This window comes from Aquibium sp. ELW1220, assembly GCF_030398385.1.
GTDB lineage: Bacteria > Pseudomonadota > Alphaproteobacteria > Rhizobiales > Rhizobiaceae > Aquibium.
The window spans coordinates 15,918-34,607 of the sequence record NZ_JAOAOQ010000017.1 but is presented as its reverse complement, the minus strand read 5'-3'; the positions used below and the strand labels follow the sequence as shown (position 1 = coordinate 34,607).

The window sequence follows — 18,690 nt, the reverse complement described above, 5'->3', positions numbered from 1 at the left end:
CCCCCGAAAAGCTTGCACCCCAACGAGCCTATGCTACATGAACGCAGCCCAAAACACCCGCGCGACGATGCAGTCCCTGCGCACGCGCCCGTCCCCTGGAACCGTCATGCCCGCACCCATCGTCACGCGCTTCGCGCCCTCGCCCACCGGCTACCTGCACATCGGCGGCGCGCGCACCGCGCTGTTCAACTGGCTCTACGCGAAGCACACCGGCGGCACGATGCTGCTGCGCATCGAAGACACCGACCGCGAGCGGTCGACCGAGGCGGCGACCGTGGCGATCCTCGACGGTCTGGCCTGGCTCGGGCTGCACTGGGACGGCGAGCCGATCTCCCAGGCCTCGCGCGCCGAGCGACACCGCGAGGTTGCCGAGGAACTCGTCCGCATGGGCGAAGCCTATTACGCCTACGAGACCGCGGAGGAACTCGACGCCATGCGCGAGAAGGCGCGCGCGGAAGGCCGGCCGCCGCGCTACGACGGCAGCTGGCGCGACCGCGACGCGTCGCAGGCGCCCGTCGGCGTGCGGCCGGTGATCCGCATCAAAGCGCCGCGCGAGGGCGAGACCGTGGTGCACGACAGGGTCCAGGGCGAGGTCCGCTTCCCCAACAAGGATCTCGACGATTTCATCATCCTGCGTTCCGACGGCACGCCGACCTACATGCATGCCGTGGTCGTCGACGATCACGACATGGGCGTCACCCACATCATCCGCGGCGACGACCACCTCACCAACGCCGCGCGTCAGACCGTCATCTACAAGGCGATGGGCTGGGACGTGCCGGTGATGGCGCACATCCCGCTGATCCACGGCGCCGACGGCGCCAAGCTGTCGAAGCGCCACGGCGCGCTCGGCGTCGAGGCCTATCGCGCCATGGGCTACCTGCCGGCGGCGCTGCGCAACTATCTCGCCCGGCTCGGCTGGAGCCATGGCGACGACGAGGTCATGTCGACCGCCGACATGGTGTCCTGGTTCGAGATCGAGGACGTGAACAAGGGCGCGGCCCGCTTCGATTTCCAGAAGCTCGAGGCGCTGAACGGCGTCCACATCCGCAACACTCCCGATGCCGAGCTGCTCGACATCCTCGTCGACACCCTGCCCTATCTGGAAGGCGGCAATGCGCTCCTGGACGCGCTGGACGAGAAGCGCCGCGCCATGCTGCTCGCCGCCATGCCCGGCCTCAAGGAGCGCGCCAAGACGCTGGTCGAACTCGCCGACAGCGCTGGCTACCTCTTCGCAACCCGCCCGCTGACGCTCGACGAGAAGGCCACGCAACTGGTGGGCGAGCCGCCGCGCGCCATCCTCGCCGGCGCCCGGGCCGCTCTCGGCGCCATCGAAGGCGACTGGACCGCGGCGTCGACCGAAGCAGCCATTCGCGCCCACGTCGCCGCAACGGGCCTGAAGCTCGGCGCCGTGGCACAGCCGCTGCGCGCGGCCCTCACTGGACGGGCCACCTCGCCCGGCGTCTTCGACGTGCTCGCCGTGCTCGGCCGCGACGAAAGCCTCGGCCGCATCGACGACCTGCTGTGAGGCTTCCGCCCTTGCGGGGCGGCCTAAATCGATCCAACCGGGAGATGCCGGTTTCGCGGCCCTTCCGAGGGTGGTGCAACGCAACATTCCGGCCGTGACAACTTGGCATCGGGGGGGAAATAGGATAGCTAGAACGCCGTTCTTGCTCGCGATTTCCCGTCGTCGAGCCTCCTCCCCACGCTGAAATTCCGACAAAGGAGCCCGCGATGTCCGATTCAACCGCAAAACTCGATTTTGGCGGCAAGGCGATCGATCTGGCCGTCCGAAAGGGCTCCGTCGGTCCCGACGTCATCGACATCGGCAAGCTCTACGCCCAGACCGGCGCCTTCACCTACGATCCGGGCTTCACCTCCACCGCGAGTTGCGAATCCGAGATCACCTTCATCGACGGCGACGAGGGCGTGCTCCTGCATCGCGGCTATCCGATCGAGCAGCTGGCCGAGCATGGCGACTTCCTCGAGGTCTGCTACCTGCTGCTCTACGGCGAGCTGCCGACCAAGTCCCAGAAGGAAGACTTCGACTACCGCGTGACGCGCCACACCATGGTGCACGAGCAGATGTCGCGCTTCTTCACCGGCTTCCGCCGCGACGCGCATCCGATGGCGGTCATGTGCGGCGTGGTCGGCGCGCTGTCGGCCTTCTACCACGACTCGACCGACATCTCCGACCCATACCAGCGCATGGTCGCCTCGATGCGGCTGATCGCCAAGACGCCGACGATCGCGGCGATGGCCTACAAGTACCACATCGGCCAGCCCTTCGTTTACCCGAAGAACGATCTCGACTATGCGGCCAACTTCCTCAACATGTGCTTCGCGGTGCCCTGCGAGGAGTACAAGGTGAACCCGGTGCTGGCGCGTGCCATGGACCGCATCTTCATCCTGCATGCCGACCACGAGCAGAACGCCTCGACCTCGACCGTGCGTCTCGCCGGCTCGTCGGGCGCCAACCCCTTCGCCTGCATCGCCGCCGGCATTGCCTGCCTCTGGGGCCCCGCGCATGGCGGCGCCAACGAAGCGGCGCTCAACATGCTGTCGGAGATCGGCTCGGTCGATCGCATCCCCGAATTCATCGCCCGCGCCAAGGACAAGAACGATCCCTTCCGCCTGATGGGCTTCGGCCACCGCGTCTACAAGAACTACGATCCGCGCGCCAAGATCATGCAGAAGACGACCCACGAGGTGCTGGGCGAGCTCGGCATCAAGGACGATCCGCTGCTCGACGTGGCGATGGAGCTGGAGAAGATCGCGCTGACCGACGCGTACTTCATCGAGAAGAAGCTCTATCCGAACATCGACTTCTATTCCGGCATCACGCTGAAGGCGCTGGGCTTCCCCACCACCATGTTCACCGTGCTGTTCGCGGTTGCCCGCACCGTCGGCTGGGTAGCGCAGTGGAAGGAGATGATCGAGGATCCGCACCAGAAGATCGGCCGTCCGCGCCAGCTCTACACCGGCGCGCCGGCGCGCGATTACATGCCGATCGCCAAGCGCTGACGCGCAACGATCGATCTCCCGTCCTGAACGACCCGGCGGCGCCCTTGGGCGCCGTCAGCCGTTTGGGCGGCGGTTCATCGTGGACAGCACCGCTTCGGCGGCAATCGTGCCCGAGGGCCGGTCCGTCGCCATCGCGGCGGCGATCCTGTCGAAGCCGGCGATCTGGGCGGCCCGCGCCGGCGTGTCGGCCAGCAGAAGCTCGAGATGGCGCGCCAGCATGCCCGGCCGCACGAAATGGTCGTAGAATTCCGGCACCACCGGGCTGTCGGCGACGAGGTTCGGCAGCGACGCCGTCCAGATGCCGATCATCGAATAGGCCGCGCGCATGAGGCGGTCGGCCTTGTAGCAGGCCAGCGTCGGCACGCGCCCGAGCGCCAGTTCCAGCGTCACCGTGCCCGACGCGGCGAGGGCCGCATCTGCCTCGCCGAAGGCCCGGTACTTCTCGTCCACCGACGTCAGGATCTCGGGCGTGACCGTCCAGCCGGCAGTTTCGGCCCGCACCATGCCCTCGACATGCGGCACGGTCGGCAGGAGAACCCGCAGCGCTGTGCCGCGCGCGGCCAGGATGTCGATCGTCTCGCGGAACGGCTCGAGCAGGCGCGAAACCTCGCCGCGGCGCGAGCCGGGCAGGACGAGCAGCGTCGCCGGCGTTGCCGGGTCGCGCGGCGCCTTTGCCCGCTGGCGCTCGGCAGCCGCCGCAAGGCGCGGCTCGTGTGCGAGGCGGTGGCCGACATAGGTGGCCGCCGGCCCCTTCAGCCGCGCCAGTTCGCCCACCTCGAACGGCAGCAGGCACAGCACGTGGTCGACGAAGGCGGCCATGCGCGGCGCTCGCTCCGGCCGCCAGGCCCAGACGCTCGGGCAGACATAGTGCACGACCGGCACGTCGGGGGCGGCGGCGCGCACCTTCTTGGCCACGCGCAGGCTGAAATCGGGCACGTCGACGGTGATCAGGCAATCCGGCTTCGCCGCCGCCACCGCGGCCGCCGCCTGGCCGATCCGGCGGTAGAGCTGCGGCAGCCGCGTCACCACGGCGGCGATGCCCATCAGCGAGATCTCGCCCGGGTCGAACAGCGTCTTCAGGCCGAGCGCCTGGAGATGCGGACCGCCGACGCCGATCAGTTCGACCTTGCGGCCGGTCGCTGCCTGCAGCGCGGTAACGAGATCGGCACCCAGCAGGTCGCCGGACTCCTCCCCGGCCACGATGGCGATGCGCAGCGGCCGGTCGCTCATGGCGTCGTCCCGTCGATGCCGACCACGAAGAGGCCAAGCCGGTCGGCGCTCTCGATCACGTCTGCCTGTCGCAGCACGATGGCGCGGCCCGCCTCGACCGCGATCCCCGAGAGGCCCGCATCATGCACCTCGGCCACGGTGTCCGGCCCGATGGTCGGGAGATCGGCGCGCAGTTCCTGCCCCGGCTTGGCGCATTTCACCAGCACGCCGCCCGTCATCGTGATCCGGCCGGAAGCGCGCAGGTCGCGCACGCGCGCCAGCATCGCGGCCGTGCCTTCCACGCCCTCCAGCGCCACCACCCGTCGCCCCACGGCAACAGCGGCCTGGCCGATGTCGAGCGCGCCGATGGCGCGGGCGGCCGCGAAGCCTGCCGCGATGCCCGCGTCCATGGCGGCGGCTGGCCGTGCCCGCGTGAGAGGGCCCTTGCCCGCCAGGAGGTCGGGCAGGATCTGGTGCGAGCCGAGCACCCGGATGCCGCTGGCCTCGATGTGGCGGACGACGACCCTCAACAAGGCGTCGTCGCCGCGCCCGAGCCCCCAGACGATGCCGGGCAGCAGCTTCAGCAGGCCGACGCTGAACCGGATGGCGCGCAGCCGGGGCCGTCGCGACACGCTGCCGGCCATCACCACATGGGTGGCGCGGGCGGCGCGCAGCACCGGCAGCAGCCGGCCATATTCCTCGAGTTCCAGAACGGTATGGTCGCCGTCGGTCAGGCCTGTCCGGTCCTCGCCGCCGACGATGATGACGAAGGGCGGATGGCCGGCCTCGGTGAGACCACGCACCAGTTCGCGCGGGAGTTCGCCCCCGCCGGCGATCACCGCGACGCGATCGGAGGGAGAGAGGTCGAGCGAGAGGGTCCGGTCAGCCGTCGCTGCCATCGCCGGCGTCTCCGGCATCGGCATAGGGCGGCACGCACATGTGCCGCTTGCCGCGCTTGGTCATGAACTCGACGATCTCCATCACCTCGGGTGCCTCCGCGAAGTCGATGGCCACCCTCTCGAGGTTCTGCGCCACCGGACGGGCGGGATCGAAGATGCGGCGGTAGGCCTCGCGCATCGACAGCACCTGCGCGCGGGCCATGCCGGCGCGGCGCATGCCGACGAGGTTGAAGCCCTGCAGCCGCGCCCGGTTGCCCACCGCCATCGCGAAGGGAATGACGTCGCCCACCACCGCCGAGCAGCCGCCGAGGAAAGCGCGACGACCGATGCGGACGTTCTGGTGCACGGCGGTCAGGCCGCCGATGATGACGTAGTCGCCCACCTCGCAATGTCCACCGAGGGTAGCCTGGTTGGTCAGCGTGACGTTGTTGCCGACGATGCAGTCATGCGCCACATGCGCGGCCACGAGATAGAAGCCGTTGTCGCCGACCACGGTCGCGCCGCGGCCGCTGTCGGTGCCGGTGTGCATCGTGACGTATTCGCGGATGGTGCAGTTGCGGCCGACCGTCAGCGTCGTGCGGCCGCCCTTGTGCTTCATGTCCTGCGGCGGTCCGCCGAGCACGGCATGCGGATAGACCCTGGTGCCCTCGCCGATCGACGTCGCGCCGATGACGCTGACATGGCTGACGAGTTCCACGCCGTCGCCCAGCACGGCGTCGGCACCGACATGGCAGAACGGGCCGACGCGCACGCCCTGGCCGAGCTGCGCGCCCGCTTCGACGACGGCCGCCGGATGGATGAAGGTTTCGCTCATCGAGGCGGTCAGCCGGCCTGCTTCGGCGTCATCATCGCCGTCAGCTGGGCTTCGGCGACCTTGACGCCGTCAACGGTCGCCTCGCAGGCATAGCGGAAGATGCCGCCGCGCTCCTTCTCCTTGCGGACGTGGATGCGCAGCTGGTCGCCCGGGGTGACCGGCTTGCGGAACTTGGCACCGTCGATCGCCATGAAATAGACGAGGCTCGGTGTGTCCATGCCGCTCTTGCGGATGCAGATGGCGCCCGCCGTCTGCGCCATGGCCTCGACGATCAGAACGCCCGGCATCACCGGATGGCCGGGAAAATGGCCCTGGAAGTGCGGCTCGTTCATCGACACGTTCTTGATTCCGACGGCCGAGTCGTTGCCGTCGATCTCGACCAGCCGATCGACCAGCAGGAACGGATAGCGATGCGGCAGGAGCTTCAGGAGCCCGATGATGTCGACGGCTTCCAGTGTCGATCCACCCTCAGCCATTCGCGGTCCCCTTTCGTTTCCTGTCGCTTGCGAGCTTCTTCAAGGTGTAGACCTCGCGGAAGAACTCCGTTGCCAGCTTGGCCGGGAAGCCGGCCCATCTCTCGCCGGCCGGAACGTCGTGCATCAGGCCGCTGCCGGCGGCGATCTGCGCGCCGTTGCCGATGGTGACGTGGTCGGAAATCCCGGCCCTGCCGCCCAGAAGCACGCCGTCGCCGATGATCACCGAGCCGGAGATGCCTGCCTGCGCGGCGATGGCGCAATGCCGTCCGATGCGCACGTTGTGACCGATCTGGACGAGATTGTCGATCTTGGTCCCCTCGCCCACCACCGTGTCGTCGAGGGCACCGCGATCGATGGTGGTGTTGGCGCCGATCTCGACGTCGTCCTGGATGATCACGCGGCCGATCTGCGGAATCTTCTCCAGCCCCGCTGGCCCGGGATGGAAGCCGAAGCCGTCCTGGCCGATCCGCGCACCACCGTGGATGGTGACGCGGTTGCCGATCAGCGACGCGAGAATGGAAGCGCCGGGGCCGATATAGCAGTCGCGGCCGATCCGGCAGTCGGCGCCGATCACCGCGTTCGGTGCGATCACGCTGCCGCGGCCGATCTCGGCCCCGTCGCCGATGACGGCGCCCGCACCGATCGAAGCGCCGTCCTCGACGATGGCGCGCGGCGATACGACGGCGCTGTCGGAGATGGCCTGCGGGATTGCCGCGAGCCGGATGCCGCGGACGGCTTCCGGATAGAGCGCGCGGCCGATGCGGGCGAAGGCCACGGCCGGGTGGCGCGCGAGGATCACGGCGATGCCGTCCGGAACGCGATCGGCCAGATCCTCCTGGCAGAGCACCGCCGCCGCCACGAGGCGGTCGAGCAGCGCCGCATGCTTGCGCCCGTCGACGAAGACGAGCTTGCCCGCCCCGCCCTGCGCGGCCGCGGCCAGCCCGTCGATCTCGGTGTCTGCGGTGGAAGGATGCTGCAGCGTGCCGCCGGCCATCGCGGCAGCCTCGCCGACGGTCAGACGCCGCGTCGGCGGAAAGAAAACGGGATCACCCATCGTGTGAAAGGATCCTTGAATCCCGAACCGGGCGGGGATGACCCGCCCGGCGAGCCGCTTCCGATCAGAAGCGGGTCGAAATGCCGATGTTGAAGCTCTGCACCTCGTCGGTCTCTTCCTTCAGGACCGGCACGGCGTAGTCGACGCGCAGCGGGCCGAAGGGCGATGCCCACAGCAGCGATGCACCGACCGAAGCGCGCCAGTTCATGGCGTCCGAACCCGCGTCAACCTGCGACAGCGAGTTGCCGTAGATCGTCGCCGCATCGGCGAAAACCGCACCCTTCAAGCCGAGGCTGTCGGGCACCAGCGGCAGCGGGAACTGCGCTTCCGCCGTGGCGTTGAAGTAGGTCGTGCCGCCCAGATGATCCTCGGGGTTGGACGAGTCGACCGGACCGATGCCGCTCGATTCGAAGCCGCGGATGATCCGGCTGGTGTTCTGGAAGTAGTCGAACAGACGCAGCGACGAACCGGTCTCGATGATGTGGCCGCCGCCGACCGACAGGAGCGCCACCACGTCCTGCTCTTCGAGCAGCGTGTGGTAGTAGGTCGCCCGACCGGTGAGCTTGATCCACTCGGCATCGCCGCCGAGGCCGGCATATTCGCCGGTGAAGGTGGCGTAGAGGCCGGAACGCGGGTTGTTCATGTTGTCGATGGTGTTGAACAGCAAGGTGCCGCTCACCGACGACTTCACCCACTTGCCCTGCTCGATGGCGTCGACATAGGCCTGACCGATGTCGCAATCGCCGAGCACGTCGTTATCGTCATCGTCGCAGTCGTCGGAATAGGAATAGTCCTGGACCGAGTAGTTGTAGGCGACCTGCGTCGACAGCGCGCGGGTGATCGGCAGGCCGAGGCGTACGGTCGCGCCCGTCTCTTCCGAGTCGTAGTTGGTGTAGTTGCGCGTGCGGCGGAACACGTCGAAGCCGGCCGAGATGCGGCGGCCGAGGAAATACGGCTCGGTGAAGGAGAGGCCGTAATCGCGCGAGTTCGCACCACCGCCGGCCGAGACCTTGATGTACTGGCCGCGTCCGAGGAAGTTGCGCTCGCTGATCGAACCCTCGACCGAGATGCCGCCCGTCGCGCTGGTGTCGCCCGATGTCGAGTAGCCGGCACCGATCGAGAACTCGCCCGTCGACTTCTCCACCACGTCGATGACGAGGTAGACCTGGTCGGGCTGCGAGCCCGGCACGGTCGAGACGTTCACCGAGGTGAAGTAGTTCAGGCCCTCGAGCCGGCGCTTGGCGCGCTGGACCATGACCTGGTTGAAGGCGTCGCCTTCGCTGATGTCGAACTCGCGACGGATGACATAGTCACGCGTGCGGGAGTTGCCGCGGATCTCGATGCGCTCGACATAGGTGCGGGCGCCCTGGTCGACCGAATAGGTCACCGAGATGGTGCGGTTCTCGAAGTCGCGGTCGCCGCGCGGCGTCACCGTGGCGAAGGCGTAGCCCATGTCGACGACGCGTTCGGTCAGCGCGATGATCGTGTCTTCGACGGCCTTGGCGCTGTACACCTTGCCCTGCTCGCTCTCGATCAGCGAACCGACCGAAGCCATGTCGACGCCGTCGAGCGTGCTCTCGATGGTGACGTTGCCGAAGGTGTACCGATCGCCTTCCTCGATGGTGAAGGAGACGGTGTACTCGTTGCGGGTCTCGTCGAGCTCCGCATAGGACGAGATGACACGGAAGTCGGCATAGCCGCGATTGTAGTAGAAGCGGCGCAGCGCTTCCTCGTCCGCACGGAGGCGATCTTCGCTGTAGAGGTCGTCACGGAACAGGAAGGACAGCACGTTCGACGACTTCGTCGTGATGACTTCCTTCAGGCGGCGCGCGTTGAAGGCGCTGTTGCCGACGAAGTTGATCGCCGCGATCTTGGTCCGGTCGCCTTCGTTGATCTCGAACACCACGTTGACGCGGTTGTCGCCGAGATCGATCGTGCGGCTGCTCACGGTCGCGTCGTCGCGGCCGATGGCGCTGTAGGCCTGGCGGATCGATTCCGCGTCCGCCTCGAGCGCCGCGTCCGAATAGGTGCCGCGCGGCTTGAGCTGCACGGCCTGCGAGAGGTTGGCGTCCTTGATCTTCCGGTTGCCCTGGAAGATCACCTGGTTGACGATGGCATATTCGTCCACCTGCACCACGAGGGTCGAACCGACCTGGTTGATGCGCACGTCGGCGAACAGTCCGGTTCCGAAGAGGCGCTTCACGCCCTCGTCGATGTCGGCCGGGCCGAAGCTCCGGCCGGTCTGGATCCCGACATATTCACGGATGGTCGCGTCGTCGACCCTGCGATTGCCCCGCACGTCGATGCTGCTCACCACCGCCGCCTGCGCCGCAGCGACCGCGGCGAACTGGAGGGTGAACGCACCGGACGCGACCAAGCCGGTCGAAAGGGCGAGTGCCGAAACGGCGCTCACGAAATGTCTGCCTGCCTTCATCGGGCTTGTATACCTTGCTCTCGTAGTCCCCACGTCGAGATACCGGACGGCCGGTCGAAACCGCATACCGTATGACCCGTATTTCCTATACACGCAAGGCTCCTGGTTAATTTGTGTTTACTAATCCCGGCGGCGTGTCGTTCGGGTCACGCAATTCCCGTCGCATGGTGAATCAACCGTGAAGATCCTCTCCCAACCGCCATCGCCCGCTCAGCACCCAAACAGGTCGTTCCAGAAAACGAACCCCATGAAGGCAAGCACCAGAAGCACACCGGCGCGGTAGACCAGGTCCATGACTCGTTCGGACACCGGCCGGCCGCTTGCCGCCTCAATGGCATAGAAGAGAAGATGCCCGCCGTCCAGCGGCGGCACCGGCAGCAGGTTGAGAACGCCGATGCCGACCGAAAGCATGGCGACGAGCTGAATCAGCCATTCAAAGCCCTTCGCCGCCGCCTTTCCGGCCATGTCGGCTATCTTTACCGGGCCGCCCAGCTGGCACCTGTCTTCACGGCCTGCGACAAAACGTTTCAAGAATTGACCGGTCCGGAGGATCACATCCCCCGTCTCTACGACCGCCTGCCCCAGCGATTCCAGCGGGCCGTACTCGACGACTCGCGGCTGGCCGACTTCCTGGTTGTTCACCACCCCGATGACGCCGACGCGGATCGTGTTGCCGAGCGCGTCGGTCTGCTCGCTGAGTTCGGGGGTGGCGACCAGTTCGACTTCCCGTTCGTCGCGCAGCATCACGAAGGTGAGGGAATCGCCGGCGCGGCCGGTCACATAGCGCTGGACGTCGGAAAAGGTCTCCACGCGGTTGCCGTCGACCATCAGGAACCGGTCGCCGGGCAGGAAGCCAGCCGCCTCGGCGGGGCTGCCGGGGCGCACCTCGGCCACCATCGGGTCGGAGACGAAGCGGCCATAGAGGCCGAACATCACCGCAAAGACGGCGATCGTCAGCAGGAAGTTGAAGAGCGGGCCGGCCACCACCGTCGCCGCGCGCTTCCACACCGGCTGGACGTGGAAGGCACGTCTGCGGTCGGACTCCGACAGCCCCGCCATCTCCTCGGCGTCGGGCGGCGTGCTCGCGGCGTTCATGTCGCCGACGAACTTGACGTAGCCGCCGAGCGGGATCAGCGACAGCTTCCAGCGCGTGCCGTGGCTGTCGTTGAAGCCGAAGAGCTCGGGGCCGAAGCCGATCGAGAAGGCCTGCGCGCCGATGCCGCACATGCGGCCGACGAGATAATGGCCCATCTCGTGCACGAAGACGACGATCGTCAGCACGAACAGGAAGGGCACGATGGTGCCGATGAGCAGTCCGTCCGTCCCGAAGATGGATAGTGCGATCTCGCCCAAGCTCGATTCTCGCCTCTTGTTTCGCCCCGTGGGGCCAAAGGATGGATGGACAATCCGGGCAACAGGATGACGCCGCCCGCCCGGGAGGGATCAGGACGCAAAGAGACCGGCTGCCGGTCTCGCCGCTCCAGACATAAGCCACCCGACGACGTACAGGGCCGTGGCAGCCGCCACAAGCCCGTCGACCCGATCCATCACGCCGCCATGGCCGGGAATGAGCCGCGAGGAGTCCTTGGCGCCGAAGCGGCGCTTGATCCAGGATTCGAACAGGTCGCCTATCTGCGAGGCGACCGACAGGAACAGGGCGGCGAGCGCGAGCGTCTGCCAGTGGGCCGTGCCCACGGCAACGGCCACGGCGATGCCGGCGACGACGCCGAAGACCGCGCCGCCGACGGCCCCGCTCCAGGTCTTGCCGGGCGAGATCGCCGGCGCGAGCTTCGGCCCGCCGACCGCGCGCCCGACGAAATAGGCAAAGACGTCCGTCGCCCACACCACGGCGAAGAGGAAGCCGATCGCCGCGAGCCCGGCCGTGTCGCTGCCGCGCAGCGCCGCGAAGGCCAGGCAGGGGATCGCGGCATAGGCGATGCCCGAGGCGCCCCATGCGCCCTGCCCGGCAAACGAGCCGACGGCCAGGGCGGCGAGCAGCACGGGCAGCATCGCCACCAGCGTCACGTCCGCCGCGACGCCCGCGCCCGTCATGACGAGAGGCACGGCCAGCAGCAGCACATACGCCACCCAGGCGACGCGCTGCCGGCCGAGGGCGGCCATATGAGCCCATTCGTAGAAGATCGCGAACCCCGTCGCCACGACCAGCAGTCGGAACGGCAGGCCGCCGAGCCAGGTCAGCAGCAGCACGGCCGGTGCCATCACGAGCGCGGACAGGATGCGGAGGCGCAGGTTGCTCATCGCCGGACCGAAGCTCTGGCGATGCCCGCGCTCACGATGCGACGTCCCTCGCGGGAACGCCGCCGAAGCGGCGATCGCGTCCCTCGAACACGGCGATCGCCTCGGCGAGGTGGTTCTCGCCGAAGTCCGGCCAGAAACAGTCGAGGAAGCAGAATTCCGCATAGGCGGCCTGCCAGAGCAGGAAGTTCGACAGGCGCTGGTCGCCGCCGGTGCGCACGATGAGGTCCGGATCGGGCATGCCCGCCGTGTCGAGGAACGCGCCGAAGGTCTCGGCCGTCACCTGTCCCGACGAGATCTCGCCTGCCGCAGCCATGCGCGCGATCTTGGCGGCCGCCCGGGCGATCTCGTCGCGGGCGCCGTAGTTGAAGGCGATGACGAGGTTCATCGAGACATTGTCGGCCGTCAGCGCCTCGGCCTCCTCGAGCAGCATCCGGATGTCGGGCTTCAGGCCCTTGCGCTCGCCGATCACCCGCACCCGCACGCCGTTCTGGTGCAGTTCGGCGAGGTCGCGGCGGATGAAGAGCTTGAGCAGGCCCATGAGGTCGCTGACCTCGGTCGGCGGACGCGACCAGTTCTCCGAGGAGAAGGCGTAGACGGTCATCCACTTGATGCCGAGGTCGCCGACGGCCCGCACGGTGCGGCGCAGCGTTTCCACGCCCGAGCGATGGCCGACGGTGCGCGGCATGCCGCGCGCGGTCGCCCAGCGGCCGTTTCCGTCCATGATGAAGGCGATGTGCTCGGGCTTCGGCATGCTGTTCCTCGTGCGCGGCGTCGGACAGCCGCTCAGACCTGCATGATCTCCGCCTCTTTTTCGGCAAGCGCCGCATCGATCGCGGAAATCGTCTCGTCGGTCATCTTCTGGACCTTGTCGGAACGGATGCGCACGTCGTCCTGGGCGAGATCGCCATCCTTTTCCGCCTTCTTCAAGGCATCCATGCCGTCGCGTCGCACGTGCCGGGCCGCCACGCGGGCCTGCTCGGCATACTGGTGCGCAATCTTTACCAGTTCCTTGCGCCGCTGCTCGTTGAGCTCCGGCAGCGGAATGCGCAGCGTCGTGCCGTCCATGATCGGATTGAAGCCGAGATTCGATTCGCGGATCGCGCGGTCGACGGCGCCGACCATCTGCTTGTCCCAGACCGAAACCGCGATCATGCGCGGCTCGGGCACCGTCACGTTGGCCACCTGGTTGATCGGCATCGTCGTGCCATAGGCGCTGACCATGACCGGATCGAGAAGGTTGGACGACGCGCGTCCGGTCCGCAGCGAGGCGAGGTCGTGCTTGAAGGCGCTAACGGCGCCGTCCATGCGGCGCTGCAGGTCCTTGTGATCGTAGGCAATGCTCATTGTCTGGCTCCATGCTCCGGCCGGCAGCGGGCGAACGCTTTACGCATCCGCCACGGTCGTGCAGCGGCCTTCTCCCTTCAGAATCGCGCCGAATCCGCCTTGTTCGTGGATCGAATAGACGATTATCGGAATGTTGTTTTCGCGCGCAAGCGCTATCGCGGCGGTGTCCATGATGGCCAGCCCGCGCTCGATCACCTCGGTGTGCGTCAGGCGCTCGAATCGCTCGGCGGTCGGATCCTTCTTCGGATCGGCCGAGTAGACGCCGTCGACCTGCGTCCCCTTGAACAGCGCATCGGCGCCGATCTCGGCGGCGCGCAGCGCGGCGGCCGAATCGGTCGTGAAGAAGGGATTGCCCGTGCCGCCCGCAAAGATCACCACCTTGCCGGCGTTCATGTAGGCGGTCGCCTGGCGCTGCGAGAAGCTCTCGCACAGTTCCGGCATGGCGATGGCCGACAGCACGATCGCCTCGACGCCGAGCTTGGACAGCGAGGTGCGCAGGGCGAGCGAATTGATGACGGTCGCCAGCATGCCCATGTGGTCGCCGGTCACCCGGTCGCCGCCCTTGGAAGCGACGGCCACGCCGCGGAAGATGTTGCCGCCGCCGATCACCACGCCGACCTCGACGCCCAGCGAGCGGGCTTCGGCGATGTCGGAGGCGATGCGGTCGACCACGGAGACGTCGATGCCGAACCCCTGCTTCCCCATCAGCGCCTCGCCCGAAGCTTTCAGGACCACGCGGCGATACTGTGGCTTGGCGGGCATCTTCACCTCGGTTGTTCCGGCTGGGGCGGGTCTGCGATACACGAAGGGCGCCGCGATGTCACGCGGCGCCCTCGCCTGCAAGTCGATGTCTTCAGGACTTACTTCTTGACGGCCGCGGCCACTTCGGCGGCGAAATCCGTCTCTTCCTTCTCGATGCCTTCGCCGAGCGCGAAACGCACGAAGCCGGTGATCTTCGCCGGGGCGCCGATGTCCTTCTCCGCCGCCTTCAGCGCCGCCTCGACCGTCAGGTCGGGGTTGATCACGAAGGCCTGCTTGAGGAGGACGACCTCCTCGTAGAACTTGCGCAGGCGGCCTTCGACCATCTTCTCGATGATGGCATCCGGCTTGCCCGAGCCGCGGGCCTGCTCGGTGAAGATCGCCTTCTCGCGGGCGACCGCGGTGGCGTCGACCTGCTCGGCCGTCAGTGCCATCGGGTTGGTCGCGGCCACGTGCATGGCGACCTGCCGGCCGAAGGCGCGCGCGGCTTCCGCGTCGCCGGTCGTCTCGACCGCCACCAGCACGCCGAGCTTGCCCAGGCCATCGGTGACGGCGTTGTGGATGTAGGTCGCGACCGCGCCCGCTTCCACCGTCAGCATCGCCGAACGGCGCAGGTTCATGTTCTCGCCGATCGTGCCGATCGCGTCCTTGATCGTGTCCAGCACGGTCTTCGTCGAGCCCGGATAGGTGCTGGCGGCCAGCGCCTCGACCGAACCGTCCGTCGTCAGGGCGACCTGCGCGATGTTGCGCACGATGTCCTGGAAGGCGTCGTTGCGGGCAACGAAGTCCGTCTCGGAGTTCACCTCGACGACCACGCCCTTGCCGGCGTCGGAGTTGACCCCGATCAGGCCTTCGGCGGCGGTGCGGCCGGCCTTCTTGTCGGCCTTGGCGATGCCCTTGGCGCGCAGCCAGTCGATCGCCGCCTCCATGTCGCCATTGGTCTCGTTCAGCGCCGTCTTGCAGTCCATCATGCCCGCGCCGGTCTTGTCGCGGAGTTCCTTGACCTGTGCAGCCGAAATGCTCATCTCAACCTCTCGTCCATTTCCGGGAGGGCCATCGGGCGCGCCCAGCGGGGCAGCGCCGGCCGGTCCGGCAGAATTTGCTTGCGAATCAGGCGCGGCCCGGGACCGCGCCCAACCGCGTCGCAGACAATTGCGACGCGGGTGTTACCGATGGCTTGCGCCTCAGGCGTTGCCTTCCAGAACCGGCTCGACCGGCGCTTCCTCGGACGCGCCGATGTCCATGCCGAGCGAACCCTGCTGGCGCGCGATGCCGTCGATCGCGGCCTTGGCGACCAGCTCGCAATAGAGCGAGATCGCGCGGGCGGCGTCGTCATTGCCCGGGATCGGGTAGTCGATCTTGTCCGGGTCGCAGTTGGAATCGATGATCGCGACGACCGGGATGCCGAGACGCTTGGCTTCCTGGATGGCGATGGCTTCCTTGTTGGTGTCGATCACGAACATCAGGTCGGGCGTCGAGCCCATGTCCTTGATGCCGCCGAGCGCCTTGTCGAGCTTCTCGCGCTCGCGCTCGAGGTTCAGGCGCTCCTTCTTGGTGAAGCCCTGGGCCTCGCCGGCCAGGAGCTCGTCGAGCTTGCGCAGGCGCTGGATCGAGTGCGAGATCGTCTTCCAGTTGGTCAGCATGCCGCCGAGCCAGCGCGAGTTCACGTAATACTGCGCCGAGCGCTGCGCGGCATCGGCCACGATCTCGGATGCTGCCCGCTTGGTGCCGACGAAGAGCACGCGGCCGCCGCCGGCCACGGTGTCGGACACCACCTTGAGCGCCTGGTTGAGCAGCGGAACCGTCTGCGACAGGTCGATGATGTGGATGTTGTTGCGGGCGCCGAAGATGTAGGGCGCCATCTTCGGGTTCCAGCGGTGCGTCTGGTGGCCGAAGTGAATGCCAGCTTCGAGGAGCTGGCGCATGCTGTAATCAGGCAGTGCCATCGTCTTTTCCTTTCCGGTTAGCCTCCACGGACCATCGACGCCCCGAAGATTTCGGAAACGCCACCGGAGGTCTCAGCCGGATTTCTCCCGGACAGACACCAAAGCCCGTGTGTGGAATGACCGCGCCATACGGGATTTCGCACCGCGATGCAAGCCGGCGGCCCTGGACAATCGCTCTCTGGGCGATGGCGGCTGCGCACCTTCGTCACAGGATAGACGACTCACATCGAAAATACGTCTTCCCATCGGAGAAGACGAAGGACATCCTGAACCTCCGCACGGCATTCGGAGACGATCATGAGAATGATGGCATCGGCGGTCCTGGCGGCGATCGTTTTTGCAGGATCTGTTCCGACCCCCGTTTTCGCAGCACCCGCTTTCGATGAAGAACTGAAAAGGACCGTCAAGCGGGTCGGCGGATGCACGCGGGTTCGTCACAGGCTGAGAAGCCTGAGAAAGGAGCATCCCGAATATCACTTCGCCTTCGCCGGAAGGAAAGCTGCCACCATCACGGGGATCCACGGCTGCGGCTTTGCATGGGACAGGAGCGGGTCTGTCGCCGCTTCGAAGGCGATGGCTAGCTGCAAGCTCATCGAAAAAAGATACGGCACCGGGGACGGGACGAAGACCTGCCGGCTGCTGGACTGAGCGTGACGCGCCGGATGGTGCCGCGACAGCCACGGAGCGGATCGCGAGAACGGCGCGACGCGCAGCCGGACAACCGGTCTCAACCGCTCCTCGGGCGCTTGCCGCCCTTCACCCGCACGCGGCGGAACACCGCCACGATCTCCTGGCGCGAGGCACTGACGGCGCCGAGGCGCAGCGCCCGGTCCCGCTCGAAGCCGGTGATGTCGTAGTGCGGCGCGGACGTGCGCGGCGGCCCCTGGTAGAGGTGCCGCGTCAGCCCGAGCCGGGCCGCGAAGCGGTGCAGCTCCGCCTCCTCGTCGGCCATCAGATGGCACCATTTCCGTCCGGCCCAGAACCAGATCGGACTGTCGACATAGACCGCCATGCGCTCAGTTGGAGCAGTCCGACGGCCTGTCGAAGATCGTCAGGTCGACGAGCTTGCCGTTCATCGAGAACTCGCCATAGTCCATCACCAGGTCGCGGGTGATGCCGTTCTCGTGCAGCTTGAAGTCGATCCTGTAGTCGGGAACCTCCTCGCCCTCGACGTCGGACAGGTCGAAATAGGCGATCGACACCGGCCAGTAGGCCTGCGTGGCGATCGCCTCGGCGGCGGGAAACTCTTCCGCCGGCGTCCTGGTCGTCTCCTGCTTTCCGATGATGACCGTGGTCGTCATGATGCGGTCGGCGTCCTCCGAGCCGTCGAAAAGGCTGGTCTCGTAGAAGCTCTCGCCCGCCTTCGCCTTCTCGATCAGCTCGACGAGGTGCTGGGTCGGGAAATGCGTCTGCGCCAGCTCGATCTCGGCTTCATCCGGTTCGTCGACATCCACGATCGTCGAGCCGTCCTGTCGGCGTGCCGTGCCCTTGATCTCGCGGTCGAGCTGCTGGTCGACATAGGACTTGGTGACGAAGTCGAAGCTGTCGCCTTTTGGATCCTCGTAGGTCGTCGTCTGCTGGTCGGTGATGCGCGACACCTCGGACGTGTCGATCTGCGAGACGAAGCGGAAGGTGACGGTATAGCCGTCGCAGGCCGATCCATCGAATTCATAGACCATGCGGCCGCTGATCGAGGTGATGCCCGACCGGTCGGAGGCCTGTCCGAGCACGATGTCGTAGACTGCACGATGCGGTGTCAGGATCGGCTGCGCCAGCGCCGTGGAACCGGCGATGGAACTGCCGCCGACGATCGCGGCAGCGAGGAAGCGCTTGAGGCGCATGGCAAAACTCCCTGGGGGATCCGGCGCCGACGCGGCGCGTGCGATCCGTTTCCCCGCACGATAGAGAAAAACCCGTGGCGTTTGCGAGGCGAAAATTGCAGATTGCGCCGCGAACTCACCGTATCATTACCGAACGGAGCCTGCCGATGACCGGAACGGTCGAGACCCGCCTTGCGGCGATGGGCGTGACCCTGCCGCCCGCGGCTGCGCCCGCGGCCAACTACGTGCCCTGGTGCCAGTCGGGCAGGCTGTTGTTCACCGCCGGGCAGTTGCCGCTCGAAGGCGGCAGGCTCGCCGCGACCGGTCTCCTCGGGCGCGACCTCGACATGGCCGCCGGCAAGGCGGCCGCGCGGCTCTGCGCCATCAACGTCCTGGCCCAGGCCAAGGCCGCCACCGGCGACCTGGAGAGCGTCGCGCGGCTGGTCAAGATCACCGTCTTCGTCGCCTCGACGGCCGACTTCACCGAACAGCACCTCGTCGCCAACGGCGCCTCCGACCTGCTGGCCGAAGCGCTCGGCGACAGGGGTCGGCACGCGCGGTCGGCCGTCGGCGTCGCTTCGCTGCCGCTGAACGCGCCGGTGGAAGTCGAAGCCGTCTTCGAAATCGCCTGAGAGGATGTGAAAGAATGCCC

Annotated in this window: 19 protein-coding genes; 4 read left to right on the top strand and 15 right to left on the bottom strand. The window is 67.2% G+C overall.

What is annotated here, in order from left to right; all coding sequences use genetic code 11:
* The first annotated feature begins 106 nt into the window (after positions 1–106).
* A complete protein-coding gene (gene gltX, locus N1F91_RS16315) occupies positions 107–1,528 on the top strand; it encodes a glutamate--tRNA ligase (RefSeq protein ID WP_289993888.1) in 1,422 nt (473 codons plus the stop codon).
* A 206-nt stretch (positions 1,529–1,734) separates the two neighbouring features.
* Positions 1,735–3,024, top strand: coding sequence for a citrate synthase (gene gltA / locus N1F91_RS16310; RefSeq protein ID WP_289993886.1), 1,290 nt, complete (start codon positions 1,735–1,737; stop codon positions 3,022–3,024).
* 54 nt (positions 3,025–3,078) lie between these two features.
* Here gltA and lpxB read toward each other — a convergent pair whose 3' ends face one another.
* From lpxB to rpsB, 13 genes are all read right to left on the bottom strand, one after another.
* Positions 3,079–4,254, bottom strand: coding sequence for a lipid-A-disaccharide synthase (gene lpxB / locus N1F91_RS16305; protein ID WP_289993885.1), 1,176 nt, complete (start codon positions 4,252–4,254; stop codon positions 3,079–3,081).
* A complete protein-coding gene (gene lpxI / locus N1F91_RS16300) occupies positions 4,251–5,132 on the bottom strand; it encodes a UDP-2,3-diacylglucosamine diphosphatase LpxI (protein WP_289993883.1) in 882 nt (293 codons plus the stop codon). The genes lpxB and lpxI overlap by 4 nt, the downstream gene beginning before the upstream one ends.
* Positions 5,116–5,946: an acyl-ACP--UDP-N-acetylglucosamine O-acyltransferase gene (gene lpxA / locus N1F91_RS16295; RefSeq protein WP_289993881.1), complete on the bottom strand. Its 831-nt coding sequence runs from the start codon at positions 5,944–5,946 to the stop codon at positions 5,116–5,118. Before lpxA ends, lpxI begins: the two co-directional genes overlap by 17 nt.
* 8 nt (positions 5,947–5,954) lie before the next feature.
* Positions 5,955–6,422 (bottom strand): 3-hydroxyacyl-ACP dehydratase FabZ, encoded by a 468-nt coding sequence (gene fabZ / locus N1F91_RS16290; protein WP_289993879.1) that lies wholly within the window; start codon positions 6,420–6,422, stop codon positions 5,955–5,957.
* Positions 6,415–7,476, bottom strand: coding sequence for a UDP-3-O-(3-hydroxymyristoyl)glucosamine N-acyltransferase (gene lpxD / locus N1F91_RS16285; protein ID WP_289993878.1), 1,062 nt, complete (start codon positions 7,474–7,476; stop codon positions 6,415–6,417). The genes fabZ and lpxD overlap by 8 nt, the downstream gene beginning before the upstream one ends.
* Before the next feature lie 64 nt (positions 7,477–7,540).
* A complete protein-coding gene (gene bamA, locus N1F91_RS16280; protein WP_289993876.1) occupies positions 7,541–9,910 on the bottom strand; it encodes an outer membrane protein assembly factor BamA in 2,370 nt (789 codons plus the stop codon).
* Between the two features lie 210 nt (positions 9,911–10,120).
* On the bottom strand, positions 10,121–11,263 hold the full coding sequence (rseP, locus tag N1F91_RS16275) for an RIP metalloprotease RseP (protein WP_289993875.1): 1,143 nt from the start codon (positions 11,261–11,263) through the stop codon (positions 10,121–10,123).
* Between the two features lie 90 nt (positions 11,264–11,353).
* A complete protein-coding gene (locus tag N1F91_RS16270) occupies positions 11,354–12,169 on the bottom strand; it encodes a phosphatidate cytidylyltransferase (protein WP_289993874.1) in 816 nt (271 codons plus the stop codon).
* 31 nt (positions 12,170–12,200) lie between these two features.
* The gene (locus tag N1F91_RS16265; RefSeq protein WP_289994031.1) at positions 12,201–12,956 is read right to left on the bottom strand and encodes an isoprenyl transferase; all 756 of its coding nucleotides are present in this window, start codon (positions 12,954–12,956) and stop codon (positions 12,201–12,203) included.
* Positions 12,953–13,513, bottom strand: a complete 561-nt coding sequence (gene frr, locus N1F91_RS16260) for a ribosome recycling factor (RefSeq protein WP_289993872.1) — start codon at positions 13,511–13,513, stop codon at positions 12,953–12,955. Before frr ends, N1F91_RS16265 begins: the two co-directional genes overlap by 4 nt.
* Before the next feature lie 39 nt (positions 13,514–13,552).
* On the bottom strand, positions 13,553–14,275 hold the full coding sequence (gene pyrH / locus N1F91_RS16255) for a UMP kinase (RefSeq protein ID WP_289993871.1): 723 nt from the start codon (positions 14,273–14,275) through the stop codon (positions 13,553–13,555).
* Positions 14,276–14,373: 98 nt separating this feature from the next.
* The gene (tsf, locus tag N1F91_RS16250; RefSeq protein ID WP_289993870.1) at positions 14,374–15,297 is read right to left on the bottom strand and encodes a translation elongation factor Ts; all 924 of its coding nucleotides are present in this window, start codon (positions 15,295–15,297) and stop codon (positions 14,374–14,376) included.
* Between the two features lie 159 nt (positions 15,298–15,456).
* Complete coding sequence (rpsB, locus tag N1F91_RS16245; protein WP_289993869.1) at positions 15,457–16,218, bottom strand: 30S ribosomal protein S2; 762 nt, start codon at positions 16,216–16,218, stop codon at positions 15,457–15,459.
* A gap of 297 nt (positions 16,219–16,515) precedes the next feature.
* Between rpsB and N1F91_RS16240 the strand changes: the two genes are divergently transcribed.
* Positions 16,516–16,866 carry a hypothetical protein gene (locus N1F91_RS16240; protein ID WP_289993867.1) on the top strand — a complete coding sequence of 117 codons (351 nt, stop codon included), beginning with the start codon at positions 16,516–16,518 and terminating at the stop codon, positions 16,864–16,866.
* Between the two features lie 79 nt (positions 16,867–16,945).
* Here the strand turns inward: N1F91_RS16240 and N1F91_RS16235 are convergent, their stop codons facing one another.
* Both N1F91_RS16235 and N1F91_RS16230 read right to left on the bottom strand, forming a co-directional pair.
* Entirely contained in the window at positions 16,946–17,230 is a 285-nt protein-coding gene (locus N1F91_RS16235) for a DUF4031 domain-containing protein (protein WP_289993866.1), read from the bottom strand.
* Positions 17,231–17,234: 4 nt separating this feature from the next.
* Positions 17,235–18,059, bottom strand: a complete 825-nt coding sequence (locus N1F91_RS16230; protein ID WP_289993864.1) for a cell envelope integrity EipB family protein — start codon at positions 18,057–18,059, stop codon at positions 17,235–17,237.
* Positions 18,060–18,205: 146 nt separating this feature from the next.
* Here N1F91_RS16230 and N1F91_RS16225 point away from each other — a divergent pair, with 146 nt between their 5' ends.
* Positions 18,206–18,670: a RidA family protein gene (locus N1F91_RS16225; RefSeq protein ID WP_289993863.1), complete on the top strand. Its 465-nt coding sequence runs from the start codon at positions 18,206–18,208 to the stop codon at positions 18,668–18,670.
* The last annotated feature ends 20 nt before the right edge of the window (positions 18,671–18,690 follow it).